The following is a 16,613-nucleotide window of genomic DNA, read 5'->3' as shown; positions in this document are numbered from 1 at the left end:
TCCTTCCTGTCATTTTTCATTTTATTTATGCGAAAAGGCCGCTTGGTACGGCCCTCTCTTCTGGATTAATAATTTCCGAAAATCCGGAATTTCGCGGATTCTGCCTGCAATCCGCGCAGTGCGTTTTTGACTGCCGGATCGCTTAAGTTCCCCTCGAAATCCACGAAGAAACGGTACTCCCATTTCCGCTGCGGAATCGGGCGGGACTCGATTTTGGTCATGTTCAGATCGTTGTAAATAAAATGTGCCAGTGCGTTGTAAAGAGAACCGCTCTGATGCGGCAGTTCCATGCATACGCTGATTTTCTGTGCATCTTTTACAAAGCGTTTCTGCCCAGAAATGATAACAAAGCGTGTCGTATTTCCCTGGGCATCAAAAATACCTTCTTTTAAGATCTGCAGTCCGAAATGCTCTGCAGCGTACGGACTTCCGACGGCTGCCATCGTAAGATCACCGCTCTCGGATACTTCTTTTGCAGCGGCGGCTGTATTGAGACGCTCTTCCGTCTTCCAGTTTTCATTGGAATCCAGGAAACGGCGGCACTGCGCCAGCGCCTGCGGATGGGAAATCACGGTGCGGATCTCCTCAGCCTTTGCTCCCGGCAGTGCCATCAGCACATGCTCCACCGGCAATTCCTGCTCACCGACGATGTAGTGCGGATATTCCACCAGAAGATCATAAATATCGGATACAATGCCTGCTGTGGAGTTCTCGATCGGAAGCACGGCATAATCGGCTTCGCCCCTCGTAATCGCCTCCATCGCCTCTTTCCAGGTATCTACGTGAAAGCTTGTAATCGTATCATCGAAAAATTCTTTCATCGCACCGAAACTGTAGGCGCCCTCCACACCCTGGAAGACAACTCTTTTGCCGTGTGTCGGGAGGTGGTCAACCTGCGTGTAATCGGTCATCTCCTCGCCGCCGTTTTCTGTCAGCAGCTGATACTGGCGTTTCCGGCTGATCGACATGATCTGCTGGAACAGCTCCTGGATGCCTTTTGTATTGAATGCATTTGTTCCCTCGCCTGTCAGCTTTTCCAGCTTCTGGCGCTCACGTTCTGCATCGAAAACGGCTTTTCCTGTCTCTATCTTGTACTGCGCAACCTCCGCCGTCAGCGCCATCCGGTGCTGGAACAGGCGGACGATCTCGTCATCGGTGACATCGATCTCGTCGCGGATTTTTCCTAAGTCTAGCATATCTGGTCCTCCTGATACTCTGCATTTGTTGCAGATATCAATATTTTACTCCATCTCCGTTTAATTTACAAGAAAAGATCTTCCGAAATTCGGCTTTTGTACAATCTTTTTCCTTTTTGACTGCTATTTCACTTTATTTTTTCACATTTCATATTACTCTGCTTTTCGACCTTTTTCCTGCCATTTTTTATCTTGCATTTATCCTGTTTTTGTGTTAAGGTGGAACACAGAAAAAATAAGTTACTGTTCACTCAGCAGTGAAACACCTGCTGTTTCGCTGCGTAAGAAAGTGATTCAGGCGTGAGCAGCCCTCCTTTTGCGAAGCAAAACTTTAAATGAGGGCTGCGAATGTTACAGTTCGCAGGGAACCTGTGAACGGTAACAAAAATAAGGATCTTCATAGGAGGTAATATATGCGACACTTAATGAGTCCCCTTGATTTCTCGGTCGAAGAACTGGACCAGTTAATGGATCTGGCGAATGATATTGAAAAGAGCCCGGAGAAATATGCACATGCCTGCGATGGCAAAAGACTTGCTACTTTATTTTATGAACCAAGCACACGCACCCGTCTCAGCTTTGAGGCTGCCATGATGAATCTTGGCGGTACTGTTCTTGGTTTTTCTTCTGCCAATTCTTCTTCCGCTTCCAAAGGCGAAAGCGTAGCCGACACCATCCGCGTGGTATCCTGCTTTGCAAACATTTGTGCCATGCGTCATCCGAAAGAAGGTGCTCCGCTCGTTGCATCGATGTACTCCCGTATTCCTGTGATCAACGCAGGTGATGGCGGACATCAGCATCCGACGCAGACTCTTACCGATCTTCTCACCATCCGTTCTTTAAAGGGTCGCCTGAACAATCTTACCATCGGCTTCTGCGGTGATCTTAAATTCGGCAGAACGGTTCATTCCCTGATTGAAGCGCTGGTTCGTTATACCGGCATTAAAATTGTATTAATCTCCCCGGAGGAGCTTCGTCTCCCGGATTACATCCGTGATGATGTGCTGCGGGCGAACAATGTTCCGTTTGAGGAAGTTATTAAAATGGAAGATGTTCTCCCGAAGCTGGATGTTCTTTATATGACCCGTGTCCAGAAAGAACGTTTCTTCAACGAGGATGATTACATCCGCATGAAGGATTTCTATATTCTGGATCAGTCCAAAATGGATCTTGCTTCTCCGGAAATGCTGGTTCTGCATCCGCTGCCGCGTGTCAATGAGATCTCCGTTGACGTGGATAACGACCCGCGCGCTGCTTACTTTAAACAGGTTCAGTACGGTGTTTATGCACGTATGGCCCTGATTCTGACGCTGCTGAACATCAAAGTCGATTAAGAAAGGAGCATCTTTCGCTATGCTGAACGTAGGACGTATTGAAGAGGGCTTCGTGCTCGACCATATTAAAGCAGGAAAGGCTATGACCATTTACCATGATCTGGGACTGGACAAGCTGGACTGTACCGTAGCCATTATTAAAAATGCCAAAAGTGAAAAAATGGGAAAAAAGGACATTCTGAAAGTTGAGTGTTCGGTTGATAAGATGGATCTTGACATCTTAGGCTTTATCGATCACAATATTACTGTCAATGTCATTAAAGACGGCGAAATTACGGAGAAAAAAGAACTTCATCTGCCGAAACAGGTAGTTGATGTTATCAAATGCAAAAATCCGCGCTGTATCACCTCCATTGAGCAGGGATTAAAACATGTCTTTATCCTGGCTGACCCGGAAAAAGAAGTTTACCGTTGCAAATACTGTGATGAGAAGTATACAGGAAACAGAAATAAATAAGAGCTGTACGGCAAAGCGCCCGGAACCACGTTCGGTTTCGGGCGCTTTCTTTTATCTTTCCTATGCAGTTTTTGCTTCTTTCGAACCCAGGCACACAATCAGCCAGCCGATGAAGGCCGCAAGAGATGCGCAGATCAGCATCGCGCCAACACCGGCTGCATCGATAAGCCAGCCGCCAAACAGGGAGCTCATTACATTTCCTGCGGTGATGGTCATCGCCATATATGCCTGTCCTTTAATCGAATCCTGCGGCTCCATGATGCCGTTCACGTAATAGACGCAGGCGACGTTGATCAGCGCCCAGCCGAACATCTGGAACGGCTGAGCAGCGTAGTATGTCGGAATATTAAAGGCCAGGAAGGTTCCTATGCTTTTCAGGACAAAAAACAGGCCGGAGAGGCGGAACCAGAAAACACTGCTCTTCTTTTTCAGCAGATAGCCGAACAGAAACATCGTTGGCAGCTCGGAAACCGCAGAGATGGTCATCGCATTTCCCATCTCACCGCTGCCACCACCTTTTGCCATTGCAATCTGATAATTGAAGCTGTTAATCAGGCTATGTGACATAAAGATCAGAACGCAGCCAAGCAGTACTACCGCGAAGGACGGATACCGTTTCAGAAAATCGACCGGACCGGCTGCTCCTGTCTCTTCTTTTTCTGCTTCTGCTTTTTTTCTGTCCTTTTTAAATGGAAAACGAAATACACAGGCGAGAAAAAGAATGGTCAGCGCGATAGCCCAGATCGAAATCATGTCTGCTCCAAAGGATGCGGTCAGCCGGCCGAGCAGCCATGATGCAATCGCATATGCAACGGAACCCATGCCGCGCCCGATTCCGTAATCAAGTTCCTCTCCCTGGCGGATCGTCTCCATACCAAGAGAATTAACGAACGGAATCATCAGCATCAGCATCGTAATGCTTGCGCCGTACAGCAGTGTCCTTACCACCATAGAACTGCTTTCTGCCGTTGCAGCAAGGGAAATGACAAGAACAAACTGAATCAGGTTCGCTCCAAGGAGCATTGTTCGTACGGACGGGCTTTCCGGCCGATCTGCGTAGGATGCCAGCGCAGGCTGCAGAACCGCTGACACGATACAGCCAACTGCCGTCAGAAGGCCGATTTGTGTGTTTGTGAAGCCTTTTTCAAGAAGATAGACGCTGGCATACCCCATCAGTGCCGCGTATCCCATCCAGTAGCAGCCCTGTATCGTGCCGTAGCGCACGGACAGGTGTTTTTTCATGTTTTTGTCCCCCTTTTTCTACAACTTTACCCTTATCGTAGCGTATTCTACAGAAAATAGCAACTCAAAATCAACAATAAAACTATTTAGATTTTTTTCGAAATGCTTATTGACTTTTCGCTTTCCCTGTGATAAAAAGTATTTAGATGAATTTCTAATTAACTTGCATTCATACTGCCGGAAAGGAGGTTTCCATGGCATTCGCAGAAACGTTTAAAGCTCTCTCCGATCCTGTCCGGCGAAGGATTCTGGAGCTTCTGAAAAACGAAAGACTTTCTGCCGGGGAGATCGGATCGCACTTTGATATGACAGGTGCAACCATCTCCTACCATCTCGGTATTCTGAAAAAAGCAGACCTTGTGCTGGAATCTCGGGAGAAAAATTTTATTTATTATGAACTCAACACTTCCGTCCTGGAAGAAATCATGCTCTGGATTTCAGAGCTCAAAGGAGGCACTTCTGATGTGGAAAAAATATAAAACAACACTGATTCTGACAACACTCATTTCTCTTTTTCCGACGGTGATCGGACTTCTGCTCTGGAATCGCATGCCGGACACCATTGCCACCCATTTTGGCACAAACAACGTTCCCAACGGCTGGAGCAGCAAAACGATGGCAGTGATCGGTATTCCTCTGTTTCTTGCCGCTCTGCAGATTTTTACCGCTGTTTTCACTTTTTCTGATCCGAAACGGCAGAACATCGGCCCGAAGATGATCCGTCTTGTTCTGTGGATCATACCTGTAACCTCCCTGATAGTCTGCTGCTCCATCTATGCAAACGCAGTCGGCATTGCAGTTGATATCGGTTTTGTTGCCAATGGAATTGTCGGCCTTCTCTTTATTCTCATCGGCAATTACATGCCAAAATGCAAACAGAACTACACAACCGGCATCAAGGTTCCATGGACCCTTCACAGTCAGGAAAACTGGAACCGCACTCACCGCCTCGCCGGCTGGGTTTGGATCATCGGCGGCGTTGCCATGATCGTAAACAGCTTTCTGCAGCTTGAATGGATTTTATTTCTCACGATCGCAGCGCTGGTTTTGATTCCGATCGGATATTCCTTTCTCCTGTTTCAGAAAGGAATCTAAACCCGGAGAATTTTTTATAAGAAAATTCAACGAAGTTTCCTGTTTAAAAAAGCTTCTGTTCTTCCCTTTTTCCGGGAGGAACAGAAGCTTTTTTATTTCGCGATTTTTATATCTATAAGGAAATGATTCCTATTTTTATACTTATTCTACTGGATGCAGATTTTTCAATGATACATCAAGAATCGGTGCAGAATGCGTCAGTGCACCGCTGGAAACATAATCTACGCCGGTGTCGAGGATCGTGGCGATATTTTCTTTTGTCACATTTCCGGAGCACTCGGTTTTTGATCTGCCGTTGATGACGGCTACCGCCTCTTTCATCTGCGCCGGAGTCATATTGTCGAGCATGATAATGTCGGCGCCTGCATCTGCTGCTTCGCGAACCATATCAATATTTTCGCACTCGACTTCAATCTTCCGCACAAACGGGGCATAATCGCGTGCCATCTCGATCGCTTTTGTGACACTGCCGGCAGCTCCGATATGATTGTCCTTTAACAGAACGCCATCGGACAGATTGTAGCGGTGATTCTGGCCGCCACCGATTTTGACTGCATACTTTTCAAAAATACGCATATTCGGGGTTGTTTTTCTGGTGTCGAGAAGGGTTGTTTTGGAACCTTCGAGCAGCTTCGCAACACTTCTCGTATACGTTGCGATTCCGCTCATCCGCTGCAGATAATTGAGCGCGGTTCTTTCACCGGACAGCAGAACACGGATATCGCCGTTTACGGTTGCGAGCAGATCGCCTTTTTTGACTTCATCGCCGTCTTTCACATACGGAATAATCTCGGTTTTCTCATCGAGCAGCGTAAATACTCTTGCAAATACTTCCATACCGGCAATGACGCCGTCCTGTTTGCAGAGAAGCTGTACCGTTCCCTGGCAGGCTTCTGGCATGACAGCATTCGTGGTTACATCTTCACTGGAGATATCTTCCTGCAGCGCCAACAGCAGCAGATTATCCACATTTAGTGTTCTTGTGATTGGATTCATATTTGTCTTCCTTTCTGATCGCATCCCAGATGCTCTCTTTGCAGCGTTCTGCATATTCTTCCATATCCTGGTAATCTTCTTTTCTAATATCGTACCGTTTTGCAAGGAGCTTCCATTCATCTTCCTTCGGCTCCGTTGCCGTTTCTTTGCGGTCTGCGTTCTCTACAAGACCCTCTGCGGCCCATTCGGCAGCCATCTTCTTTGCCGCGCGCTCTGCGAATACAAGGCTCTCCAGCAGAGAATTGCTTGCCAGACGGTTTGCACCGTGCACGCCGTTGCAGCTCGTCTCACCTGCTGCATACAGATGATCCATCGTCGTTTCGCTATTGCTGTCTACCTTGACGCCACCCATAAAGTAATGCTGGGCCGGTACAACCGGGATCGGTTCTTTTGTGATATCATATCCCTCTTCCAGACATTTCTGGTAAATATTCGGGAACCGTTCTTTTACATCAAGCGGAATCGTTTTCAGGGAAAGCCATACGTGCTTCGTGTGATCCTTTTCCATCTGGCGGTGAATCTCACGGGATACCACGTCACGCGGCTGCAACTCATTGGTGAAACGCTCACCGTTTTTATCGAGCAAAACAGCGCCCTCTCCGCGGACAGATTCGGAAATCAGAAAACGGCGGCCTTTCTTTTGGGAATACAGCGTTGTTGGATGAATCTGTACGTAATTGACATTTTTCAGTGCTACGTTCCTGTGGATTGCAATTGCAAGTGCATCTCCGGTCAGATGCGGGAAGTTCGTGGAATTATCGTAAATTCCGCCGATGCCACCGCATGCCCAGATCACATCCCTGGCATAAACCGGAACCAGCTTTCCTTCTTCATCCCGGATCAAAACACCCTCACAGACATTTTTGCAGGAAAGAATATCACACATTTCCGTGTGCGCAAGAAGCGTCACGTTCGGCAGCTTTTTTACCTGCGCGAGAAGCTTGCTCGTAATCTCCTTTCCGGTTACATCGTCGTGGAACAAGATGCGATTGGTAGAATGTGCGCCTTCTTTCGTATAGCAGAGTTCCCCGTTTTCATCGCGGCGGAAATCCACACCCCAGGCAATGAGCTGATTGATAACATTTCGGGAAGAACGGATCATAATGTCGACGGATTCCGGCGTATTTTCGTAGTGCCCGGCATGCATCGTATCTTCATAGAACGCATCGTAATCGCTCTCGTTTTTCAGAACACAGATACCGCCCTGTGCGAGGAAGGAGTCGCTGTCCTCGGTATCTGCTTTTGTTATCATCAGAATATCGGCTTCCTGGGGCAGATGAAGTGCCGCAAAACATCCTGCCACACCGCATCCTACAATCACTGCATCATAATACTTTTTCATTTCATTTCCTCTTTTCCGCTTCTGCGTTCTGCTTATTTTGTTACTTTGCAAGCTCGAGCATTCTTAACAGCGGCGCATGTGCGTCTGAAATTTCCTGTTCGCTTAACAGAACTTCATTCTCCTCATTTTCCAGTGCTTCTATTAATTTGTCCAATGTCACTTTTTTCATATTTGGGCAGATCTGCGTATTTCCCACTGCATAAAACTTCTTATCCGGGCAGCGCTTTTTCAGCTCTGCGAAAACGCCAAGCTCGGTTGCAACGAGAAACTCGGTATTTTTACTTGCCTCGGCATATTTGATGATGCCTGCGGTGCTTCCGACGTAATCGGCAAGTGCAACGACTTCACTTCTGCACTCCGGGTGAACGAGAAGCTTTGCCTGCGGACGCGCTTCCTTTGCAGCCTTTGCAGCTTCCGGACGGATGGCAGCATGTACGTGACAGAAACCGTCATTTAAGATGATATGTTTCTCCGGCACCTGCTCAGCCACATAGGTACCAAGATGCTCGTCTGGGATAAAGAAGATGTCGTGGTTCGGCAGTTCTTTTACAATTTTTACTGCATTGGAGGATGTGACACAGACGTCGGAATGACTTTTTAATTCCGCGGTGGAATTGACATAGCATACGACAGCCACATCCGGGTACTCTTTCCGGACTTCCTCGATTTTTTCAATCGCTGCCATGTGAGCCATCGGGCAGTCGGCATGCAGATCCGGGAGCAGTACTTTTTTGCCCGGGTTTAAGATTTTGGCGCTCTCACCCATGAAACGAACGCCGCAGAGAACGATAACACTGGCGTCCACTTTCGTCGCCACGTCGCTTAAGTAATACGAATCTCCGATGTAATCGGCAATTTCCTGCACTTCATCCGGCACGTAATAGTGTGCCATGATGACGGCGTTTTTTTCTTTCTTTAATGCTTCCAGCTTTTCTCTTCTGGTATCCATTGGTTTTGTTTCCTTCCTATTTTTACTATCACGATTCAGAACCCTGAATCATGATATTTTTTTAACACTTTAGCGCTTAGTATACCACAACTTTTGTCATGTGACAAGACAGTTGTAATATCCATTGTCCATTTTTTTCTTTCCTGCCTTTCCCTTCCCTGTGGTCTATCATAGGAAGTACTTGTCTAAGATATAAAAATCTGTGACGCAGTAATTCACGTTCTGCAGCGCTGAAGTTTGCATTATTTTCTGGGATTGCTATAAAAACACCCGGAAGTTTGACGGTTGAATAATGATCCACAAAAAAAACGGCCACAATACCCATATTTACTGGGTTTGTAACCGTTTTATCACCTTACAGCTTCAAAGATGGGATTCTATCATTTCACCTCTGATATGTCACTATTTACCATTTCTTCCGCCGTATATTCTTCTATTTCTGTCTTTGTCACCTGTTTGATCTGCTTTTTTTTCAGATGCAGATATACGAATTCCCGAAAAATAGTATAGAACACGGAAAGCAACGGAATGAAAACAAGCATACCTACAATTCCCATAAGGTTTCCGCCGATCGTAACTGCTGCAAGAACCCAAATCGATGGAAGCCCTACAGACTCACCCACAACATGAGGATAGATCAGATTTCCCTCGATCTGCTGCAGCACCAGAAATACTATAATAAATAAAATTGCCTGTTTCGGATTTACCATAAAGATCAAAAAGCTTCCCACTGCACACCCGATGAAGGCTCCGAAAATCGGGATCAATGCCGTAAACGCAATTAAAACTCCGATCAAAAGTGCATATGGCATCCTCAAAATGCTCAATATCACAACAAACATACAGCCAAGGATCACGGCTTCCAGACACTGACCTGTAAGAAAATTTGCAAATGTCTGATAAGTCAGAGAGCAGACTTTAAGAAAAGCATCTGCTTTTTCCTTTGGAAGAAAAGCGAAAAATACTTTTCGAATCTGCACCTGCAGCGTTTCCTTCTGAAAAAGGACATAGCAGGCAAAGGAAAATGCAACAAAAAAGGCTGCCAATCCACTAACTATGGAACCCACTGCTGACATTGTGATATTCATCATATTTCCTGCACCATTTCCGAGTAGGCTTATCCCCCACTTGATCGCCTGATCCGGATTAAACTGTACCTGATCTACAAGCTTCATGATTTCCTGGTTATTATGGGAAAACTCCCGGATCCAGCTTTGCATCTGTGGAATAAAATCAGCGATACTCCTCATCAGGGTTCCTATTGTCCGCGTAAGCTGCGGAATCACACCAAACATCACCAGTACAATCACGCCAACCGCAAATACGATCGTGAGGAACAGGCTTATCGGTCTTGCCAGTTTTTCGACTATCTTATCTTCTTTTTTTGCCCTTCCAAAAATTTTCTTTTCCAAAAAGCTCATTGGCACGTTGGTCACAAATGCGATCGCTCCGCCAAGTACAAATGGAAATACGATCCCCCATATTGCTTTCAACACATCGAGTACCACATTAAACTTCCACAGTGCGACCACAAGAAATGCTGTAAACACAATAAGTTCCCGGATTTTTTTTACAGATTTTTTACTTATATCCACTATCATTCTCCTCTTTTTCTTAATTTCATGCGTATCCATTTAAGCAACTGAATAATCGGAAGACTTGCAAACGCAAATTTTCAAACTTAAATTACTCCCCTTTATTAGACCTAATCGTATAACAGAATCGGTACCTCTGTCAAGATTTTTGAAATTATATTTAAAGTGTAAAAAGATATAGTCGCCATTTTCTTTCTTGCCTTTTCCCTTCCCTATGGTCTATAATAGAAAGTACTTGTCTAAGATACGAAATTGCTGATAAAGGAGCATTTTATATGAACAAAAAGGAAATTGCTGAAATTAAAAAACTGTTTACCCCATCCCACTGTGCGATCACGCGAATCTGCGGATGCTATGTGGATGCGGAAAAGAATATTAAGACAAAATTAAAAGAAGCGTTTCTCTCTCTCGAAGAGGAAGAAATGTTTAAATATTTTAAGATTTTTAAAAGCACCCTCTCCGGTACCATCGGAAAGAATCTGCTGAATATGGAGTTCCCGCTCTCCCAGGAAAGTGAGGGCGGCACACAGGAGTTTCTCTTAAAACTCCGCAACAGTGAGCTGAAGGACGAAGCGCTGATTGATGAATTTTATGAAAAGGTGATGGCGGATTATCTCTATCCGGAAAACTACTATATTATTCTGATCCATGGTGCCTACGATGTACCGGGACGCGCTTCGGATAATCTGGATATGGACGATGCTTCCGATTACGTCTATGAATTTATCCTCTGCAGCATCTGCCCGGTAAAACTCGACAAACCGGGTCTCTGCTACAATGTGTCCCACAATACGATTGAAAACCGCGTGCAGGACTGGGTGGTCGGCGCACCGGAAAACGGTTTTCTCTTCCCGGCCTTCACAGACCGCAACACGGATATCCACAATCTGCTGTATTTCACGAAAAACGCAGAGATGGATCAGCCGGACTTTCTCGACCACTTCCTGGGCTGTCAGGCGCCACTCTCCGCGAAATCCCAGAAAGAAACGTTTCAGTCTATTATAGAAGAAACTCTCGATTCCGCCTGTGATTTTTCTACTGTTATGACCATTCAGGAGAACTTAAATACCATGATTGAAGAGCGGAAAGACGATCCGGAACCGGTGGTGCTCGATAAACACGAGGTAAAACGTCTGCTCGCCAGCAGCGGCGTACCGAATGAACAGCTTGACGAGTTCGACGAGAAGTACGAATCCATTGCGGATGAGAAAGCAAGCTTCGTTGCCTCGAACGTGGCCAGTACACGGAACTACGAGATCCGCACCCCGGATGTTATCATCAAAGTCAGCCCGGAAAAGGCCCAGCTCATCGAAACCCGTACGATCGACGGAACACCGTATATTCTGATCGAGGCAGCCGATGAAGTGGAAATCAACGGAATTCTTTTAAAACCGTCACGGCCATCCGATGCGGATGATACCGAATTTTAACAGCCAAATGACAGCGAGTCTTTCTCCCTGTCCGAAAAGAAAACGGCAGTCCCAGACAAAAGGGCTGCCGCTTTTTCTTCCTTTTTATTTATGCTTAGCAGAGTGCTTTCCCAAGTGCAATGCATGCTGCCTCAGCTTCATCATCTGGCGCGTCTGCGCAGATCACGCTGTCGCATACCAGCTCGGCGCCATCATTTTTGCAGCTTTCTTCCCAGGTGCGCATCCACTCGCCGTCTCCCCATCCATAGGAACCGAACAGAGCGATTTTCTTTCCGGAGAGTTTGGATTCACATGCGGAGAACATTGGCTCGAACTCGGTATCTTCCAGCTCTTCTGCCCCCATAGCCGGGCATCCGAAAGCGATTGCATCGTATGCATCTACATCATCCGCAGAGAAATCTGCGCAAGTCAGAACAGAAACTTCTGCGCCTGCCTCCTTTGCTCCCTCTGCTACTTTCTGTGCCATCATTTCTGTGTTGCCGGTTCCACTCCAATAAACTACTGCTACTTTGCTCATGTTTCAAATCCTTCTTTCTTTATTTTCTGATTCCGGGGGATTTTTCTTTCCCCGATCCTACTGCCCTTTTTATGGTATGCAGGATTTTATGTTAAACAGCTACGGTGAGCTGTAAAACGCTTCTTCCCTGCTTCCAGAGACGCAGATACACGTTTCTGCATTTCTGATAGCGCTGAAATGTTTTCTGTGCTTCGCACTCATTGCAATAGACCTTCCAGCATCCCTTGCATTTATAATTGTGGCCTTTGTTCTCAATAAAACCAATCACATCACCGAGCGGATAGTCGAGAAACACACCGATCTCATGCGGAAATCCTTCTTTACACTCTGCTACCCGGGTTTTCAGGCGATTCAGTGCATAGGCAATGTCTGTATTTTCATATCCATAGGATTTTAAAAACGCTGCATTCTCCGGATTTTCCAGCTCCTTCTGGAGAAGCCCTTCACGGTACACATAGACCAGTGCTCTCGTCTCATGCTCCCGCAATACAAAGATGTGAATTCCTTTTGGTTCCAGACAGGCACTCCAGTATGAAATCTGATCTTCCAGTTCTTCTTTGGATGAAAATGTCATATTACATAAATTTGCGGCTTTGATGGAAGCCAGCGTTGCCGAACAGTGTTCGATCAGAAATCTCTCAATCATGCCTTTTACGTCTCCTTCTTACATTGCTGCTGCGCAGTGCTCATCTAATACCGAGCGAAGTGCGGTGGCACTGCTGGTATGGATTCTTGCGATCGGAATACTGTTTTTCTTTGCTTCCTGGGAAGCAGTGATGACCATTTTGTGGGATACGGTGTTGGTAAAGAGAATCATCAGATCCGGATTCCCAATTTTTTTCTTAACGGAGCCATGCTCTTTCGGGAACACCTTTGCTTTACATCCATAGTCTTTACAGATATCTGTATATTGACACACCATTCTTTCATTTCCACCGATAATTACGACACTCATCTTCTCTACCTGCCTTTCTGTTGTTATCTTATGCTACTTGAAATTAGTTTATTCTAACTCCTGTGTTTTAAGAAAGAATCCCTCTACCGGGATCCCGTATGATTTTTGGTTTTATCCGTTGTACTTTAGTTAGCTACATCTAACTGTTGGGTATATCATACCGTTTTTGTCGGATTTTGTCAAGGATATCCTGCAAATTTTTCCGGCTTTTCTTGAGAAAATTGTATCATTTTCTTTTTCACATCACGCTGGTGAAAGAATATTCGCAATGGAAGCAGAGACTTTCCCTGCTTTTGTTAAAAAGCCGCTGGAATCTTAAGAAGAAGACTCCAGCGGCTTTCCCGTTGCTATTCTGTTCTGTTTTTTATACCGGCTCGTCCAGCAGGTTACCCATACTCTTTAAGCCAATGTAAAGAGTAGATGTATTGTGAAGCAGTGCGGAAGTGGTTGGCTGTAAAATGCCGCCCACGCCGAGCAGAATCAGTCCGGCATTGAACGTAACGATAAAGCGGTAATTCTTATGAATCCGTTTCATCAGACGGTTGCTCAGCATACGAAGCACCAGAATTTCTGCCAGATCGTCTGCGGCAACGGTGATATCCGCGATCTCACGCGCAATCTCTGCGCCCTCGCTGATGGCGATTCCAACGTCTGCGGCAGAAAGTGCCGGTGAATCGTTAATACCGTCACCGATCATAATGACTTTACGTCCCTCTGCTTTTTCTTTCTCCACAAAGTTTGCCTTATCCTCCGGCAGTACCTCAGCATAGTACTCGTCCACGCCGACCTTCTTCGCGATCGCTTTTGCCGTGCGCTCGCTGTCTCCGGTCATCATGACGATCTTTTTCAGACCTGCTTTTTTCAGCTGACGGATAATTTCGGCCGCCTCCGGACGAAGCGGATCCTCAATGCAGATAACTGCTGCAAGTACACCTTCTAAGGCAAGATAGAGATGAGAATACTCCTCCGGCAGATGACGGAACTTCTCTTCCATTCCTTCCGGAATGATACTGTTCTCATCCTCAAATACGAAGTGATAACTTCCAATAATCGCTTTTTTGCCATTGATCGTTGTAGAAATACCGTGTGCAACGATATATTCTACTTTGGAGTGCATCTCCTCGTGATCCAGATGTTTCTCTTTTGCCGCGTCTACTACGGCTTTTGCCATGGAATGCGGAAAATGCTCTTCCAGGCAGGCTGCGATGCGCAGAAGCTCATCCGTGCTCTTTGTTTCGCTGAAGGATACCACCTCTGCTACGGTCGGCTGCGCTTTTGTCAGTGTTCCGGTCTTATCGAAAACGATCGTATCCGCTTCCGCCACAGCCTCCAGGAATTTACCGCCCTTTACGGTGATCTTGTGCTGGTTTGCCTCGCGGATTGCAGAGAGAACGGAAATCGGCATGGCAAGTTTTAACGCACAGGAGAAGTCCACCATCAGAATAGAGAGTGCTTTCGTTGCATTTCTGGTCAGAAGATACGTCAACGCCGTTCCACCAAGGGAATACGGTACAAGACGGTCTGCCAGATGCTCTGCCTTGCTCTCCAGTCCGGATTTCAGTTTCTCGGACTCTTCGATCATCGCGGTAATCTTCTCGTAACGGCTGGATCCGCCGGTCTGCTTCACAAGAATGGTAAGCTCGCCCTCCTCAAGAACCGTTCCCGCATAGACAACGGAACCTAAGGTACGGCGTACCGGAACAGATTCTCCGGTCAGAGAAGCCTGGTTTACCATACCCTCGCCGTTGGATACCTCGCCGTCGAATGGAATCAGATTTCCCATATGTACGACAATCTCGTCGCCCGCAACAATTTTTTCAGACGGAACGAGAATTTCCTGGCCGTCTTTTTTCAGCCATACCTTTCCGACGTTCAGCGACATGCTGCGTGCCAGATCTCCGACGGATTTTTTATGCGTCCATTCCTCAAGCAGCTCTCCTACGCCGAGCAGGAACATGACAGAGCCTGCGGTTCCATAGTCGCCGCGGAGCATCGAAACACCGATTGCAGTTGCATCAAGAACCGGAACTTCGATCTTTCCCTGTGCCAGTGTCTGGATTCCTTTCCAGATATATTTTACGGAAACAACCGTAGTATAGATGGCACGGATCGGTGCCGGAAGAAGCCATTTTCTTCCAAAGTGGTAAATCACTTTGCTGATCAGCTTTTCCTGATATTCGTTGTTTAACGCTCTGCCGGAGCTCTCAAGCAGTCCGGTCGGCAGCTCTACTTCCTCGTAGTGGAAGAGCTGTATCATCCGAATCACAGCGGCTCGTTCTCCCTCGTAACAGATCACGGCATCGCCGGTTCTGTCATATACCTTCGCGAAAGATACCTGGTTCTGATTCTGCAGATAGTACAGCAGTGTCTCTGCCTGTACGGAGGACATGCGCTTCTGTGCCAGATGGATTCGGATTCTGCCTCTGCTTTCGTGTTTAATATAAAATTTCAAATCTTATGCCTCCTAGAAAAACACCTGCAGAGAATTCTGCAGGCGCTTCGTTTTTTCCGTATGAATACGACGTAAATCAGATGTTGCTGTGTACAGCTTATGCCTCAACCGTATCCTCTGCTTCTGCTTCAACAGCTTCCTCTGCTGTCTCTTCTGCTACATCCTCTACTGCCTCTTCTGCTGCTTCACGCTCTTCGTTGATCTGTTTTGCGTCAGCATAGATGTCCTCCGCATTCTCCTGGATGGTCGTTACCGTATCCATAACAACTTTCTTTGCACGAAGAACAGCTGCGGTGCAGTTGGTGTAAAGTTTTTTCGCATCCTTGCTGGACAGTGCTTTGATACCTGCTGTTCCGAATAATACTCCTGCTGCGAAAAGTCCTGGATGTTTTAAATCTTTGATTGTCATATTACATTTCCTCCTATTGTTAAAATAAATTTTTCCTGAATTTTACATCTTCCCCCGCTGTGGTTCACAGTATAGCACTCACCTGCTCGGTTAGACAATACGTACAGTTCTTTTTGATAATTATTTTCATTAAAACAGGGAAAACGGAAGGAATTTTCACCCGTTTTCCCCGTTTTTCAGCCTTCCACCGCTGAAACAATCACATTTTCAATATCCTGATTCTGAATATAGCCCTTTGCCTTCAGTCCGGATTTCATCACGTCCATCCACATCTCTCCGCTTAAGCGGCAGATGGTATGATCGCTCAGTTCTACGGTACAGCCCTGATCTTTGAAGCATTCTTCTCCACAGGCAATCTTGTAAAAATTTTTGCGGCTGATTGCACCGATGCTCTCCAGTGTATTCACCATGCGATACACCGTAGCAGGCCCGATGCTGCTGTCTTTCTGCAGAGCTTTATAGTAAATTTCTTTACAGCAGGAGCACTCCTCTTCCAGGATAATATCGAGCAGAATCCGTCTCTGTCTGGTTATTCTGCATCCCTGTTCCCGGAGCTTCTGAATAATCAGTTCTCGCTTCATCTGTGTTCTGTGATAATTTCTGGCTTCATGCTTTGTCTGTTCCTGCGGCATACGTTCTACCTC

The 16,613-nt window shown here is 46.3% G+C and carries 17 protein-coding genes; 5 read left to right on the top strand and 12 right to left on the bottom strand.

Annotation, left to right across the window (positions count from 1 at the left end; all coding sequences use genetic code 11):
- Nucleotides 1–65: 65 nt before the first annotated feature.
- Nucleotides 66–1,196, bottom strand: coding sequence for a prephenate dehydratase (gene pheA / locus DWW13_RS10905; RefSeq protein ID WP_118720081.1), 1,131 nt, complete (start codon nt 1,194–1,196; stop codon nt 66–68).
- A gap of 413 nt (nt 1,197–1,609) precedes the next feature.
- Here pheA and pyrB point away from each other — a divergent pair, with 413 nt between their 5' ends.
- Nucleotides 1,610–2,530: an aspartate carbamoyltransferase gene (gene pyrB, locus DWW13_RS10900; RefSeq protein ID WP_117510296.1), complete on the top strand. Its 921-nt coding sequence runs from the start codon at nt 1,610–1,612 to the stop codon at nt 2,528–2,530.
- A gap of 19 nt (nt 2,531–2,549) precedes the next feature.
- Entirely contained in the window at nt 2,550–2,987 is a 438-nt protein-coding gene (locus DWW13_RS10895; RefSeq protein WP_022462761.1) for an aspartate carbamoyltransferase regulatory subunit, read from the top strand.
- A gap of 60 nt (nt 2,988–3,047) precedes the next feature.
- Here DWW13_RS10895 and DWW13_RS10890 read toward each other — a convergent pair whose 3' ends face one another.
- Nucleotides 3,048–4,229, bottom strand: coding sequence for an MFS transporter (locus DWW13_RS10890; protein ID WP_118720079.1), 1,182 nt, complete (start codon nt 4,227–4,229; stop codon nt 3,048–3,050).
- Between the two features lie 194 nt (nt 4,230–4,423).
- Between DWW13_RS10890 and DWW13_RS10885 the strand changes: the two genes are divergently transcribed.
- Nucleotides 4,424–4,708 carry an autorepressor SdpR family transcription factor gene (locus DWW13_RS10885; RefSeq protein ID WP_055222119.1) on the top strand — a complete coding sequence of 95 codons (285 nt, stop codon included), beginning with the start codon at nt 4,424–4,426 and terminating at the stop codon, nt 4,706–4,708.
- Nucleotides 4,692–5,324, top strand: coding sequence for an SdpI family protein (locus DWW13_RS10880; protein ID WP_118700490.1), 633 nt, complete (start codon nt 4,692–4,694; stop codon nt 5,322–5,324). Before DWW13_RS10885 ends, DWW13_RS10880 begins: the two co-directional genes overlap by 17 nt.
- A 141-nt stretch (nt 5,325–5,465) precedes the next feature.
- On the opposite strand, the gene nadC is transcribed toward DWW13_RS10880, so the two are convergent.
- The 4 genes from nadC to DWW13_RS10860 form a co-directional block, all read right to left on the bottom strand.
- Nucleotides 5,466–6,320 carry a carboxylating nicotinate-nucleotide diphosphorylase gene (gene nadC, locus DWW13_RS10875; protein ID WP_118700491.1) on the bottom strand — a complete coding sequence of 285 codons (855 nt, stop codon included), beginning with the start codon at nt 6,318–6,320 and terminating at the stop codon, nt 5,466–5,468.
- Nucleotides 6,286–7,662, bottom strand: coding sequence for an L-aspartate oxidase (locus tag DWW13_RS10870; protein WP_118700492.1), 1,377 nt, complete (start codon nt 7,660–7,662; stop codon nt 6,286–6,288). The genes nadC and DWW13_RS10870 overlap by 35 nt, the downstream gene beginning before the upstream one ends.
- 40 nt (nt 7,663–7,702) lie before the next feature.
- Entirely contained in the window at nt 7,703–8,611 is a 909-nt protein-coding gene (gene nadA / locus DWW13_RS10865; protein WP_118720077.1) for a quinolinate synthase NadA, read from the bottom strand.
- 380 nt (nt 8,612–8,991) lie between these two features.
- The gene (locus DWW13_RS10860; RefSeq protein WP_243026107.1) at nt 8,992–10,206 is read right to left on the bottom strand and encodes an AI-2E family transporter; all 1,215 of its coding nucleotides are present in this window, start codon (nt 10,204–10,206) and stop codon (nt 8,992–8,994) included.
- A 275-nt stretch (nt 10,207–10,481) separates the two neighbouring features.
- On the opposite strand from DWW13_RS10860, the gene DWW13_RS10855 reads away from it, so the two are divergent.
- Nucleotides 10,482–11,636, top strand: a complete 1,155-nt coding sequence (locus DWW13_RS10855; RefSeq protein WP_022462754.1) for a DUF4317 domain-containing protein — start codon at nt 10,482–10,484, stop codon at nt 11,634–11,636.
- Between the two features lie 94 nt (nt 11,637–11,730).
- Here the strand turns inward: DWW13_RS10855 and DWW13_RS10850 are convergent, their stop codons facing one another.
- From DWW13_RS10850 to DWW13_RS10825, 6 genes are all read right to left on the bottom strand, one after another.
- Nucleotides 11,731–12,153 (bottom strand): flavodoxin, encoded by a 423-nt coding sequence (locus tag DWW13_RS10850; RefSeq protein ID WP_022462753.1) that lies wholly within the window; start codon nt 12,151–12,153, stop codon nt 11,731–11,733.
- Nucleotides 12,154–12,244: 91 nt separating this feature from the next.
- Nucleotides 12,245–12,799: a DUF3793 family protein gene (locus DWW13_RS10845; protein WP_117805078.1), complete on the bottom strand. Its 555-nt coding sequence runs from the start codon at nt 12,797–12,799 to the stop codon at nt 12,245–12,247.
- 18 nt (nt 12,800–12,817) lie between these two features.
- Nucleotides 12,818–13,108: a DUF2325 domain-containing protein gene (locus DWW13_RS10840; protein WP_118720075.1), complete on the bottom strand. Its 291-nt coding sequence runs from the start codon at nt 13,106–13,108 to the stop codon at nt 12,818–12,820.
- A 364-nt stretch (nt 13,109–13,472) separates the two neighbouring features.
- Entirely contained in the window at nt 13,473–15,560 is a 2,088-nt protein-coding gene (locus DWW13_RS10835) for a heavy metal translocating P-type ATPase (protein WP_117761772.1), read from the bottom strand.
- A 97-nt stretch (nt 15,561–15,657) separates the two neighbouring features.
- Nucleotides 15,658–15,969, bottom strand: coding sequence for a DUF6110 family protein (locus DWW13_RS10830; RefSeq protein ID WP_022462749.1), 312 nt, complete (start codon nt 15,967–15,969; stop codon nt 15,658–15,660).
- A gap of 176 nt (nt 15,970–16,145) precedes the next feature.
- On the bottom strand, nt 16,146–16,601 hold the full coding sequence (locus tag DWW13_RS10825; protein WP_022462748.1) for a transcriptional repressor: 456 nt from the start codon (nt 16,599–16,601) through the stop codon (nt 16,146–16,148).
- Nucleotides 16,602–16,613 lie beyond the last annotated feature (12 nt).

This window comes from Blautia sp. AF14-40, from assembly GCF_003479665.1.
Taxonomy (GTDB): Bacteria; Bacillota; Clostridia; order Lachnospirales; family Lachnospiraceae; genus Fusicatenibacter; species Fusicatenibacter saccharivorans.
The sequence above is the reverse complement of the archived record's forward strand: the minus strand, read 5'-3'. Positions and strand labels throughout refer to the sequence as shown.